The organism is Legionella yabuuchiae, assembly GCF_900640115.1.
Lineage (GTDB): Bacteria > Pseudomonadota > Gammaproteobacteria > Legionellales > Legionellaceae > Legionella_A > Legionella_A yabuuchiae.
The window spans coordinates 1-845 of record NZ_CAAAIW010000069.1 but is presented as its reverse complement, the minus strand read 5'-3'; the positions used below and the strand labels follow the sequence as shown (position 1 = coordinate 845).

The following is an 845-nucleotide window of genomic DNA, read 5'->3' as shown; positions in this document are numbered from 1 at the left end:
TCCTGTTGGTAGAAACAGGCACGCGAAACAGTTTCATATAAAAATCACTAGGCATTCCCTTCAGCCGAATTTTTTTACCAAGTTTTAGTTCCTCTTCAGTCCAGCTAAGCTCAGTAACAGCCTCATAGTGTTCCTTGACACCAGCGGGCCTTACCAAACGATTTCGTTTAATAGGACAGTAAAAGTACTTTCCTAAATCATGGACAAATAACATGAATTTATTACTTGCATACCATGTATCAACCAGAACTGTTGTAAAGCTTATCTGCTTAGAATATATAGCATTTTTAAGCATATCTTGTAGATGATCAACGTTGCTTTTACCGTCACGTGCTGGATCAAAGATGCGATAATCAATAAGCCAAAATTCCTTAGTTTCAGGATTAATATAAATGCAATTTACTAGACCAATACCACGCACAACCCCATGTGTATTTCCACTATATTGCCAACGAACTGATTCAATGTGTCGAGAATGATTCTTGTCTAAAATACTATCGTCAAAAACAATAAATCCGTTTTTGCTTTGTTTAATATCTCTCTTTGTATGCTCCCAAACTAACATGGGGGTTAGTTTTTCATCCCGCAAGTATCGATTAACCATATCATGAGACAGGGTTTCTACATGCTCAGCAAAGTTCGTTAGTGTGTAGTTAATTTGGCTACTAAATAAATACTGGCAATAATCCAAGCGTGTCACTTTATTAGTTTTTGGGCGGCCCATGAGTATAACGTGGTGTAAAAATTTACGGTAGATTACTATGACTCAGATAACTAATCTTTGATCCATTCGCTCTTCGATGTGTGATCTATTTCTCAAGTTAATGGGTTTTGCGTAAGTCCTG

At 36.9% G+C, this 845-nt stretch carries 1 protein-coding gene; it reads right to left on the bottom strand.

All coding sequences use genetic code 11. The annotated features are described in order from the left end of the window. Positions 1-724 (bottom strand): IS701 family transposase (locus E1O47_RS12105; RefSeq protein WP_133131484.1); only part of this gene is annotated, 724 nt, incomplete at its 3' end. Positions 725-845 lie beyond the last annotated feature (121 nt).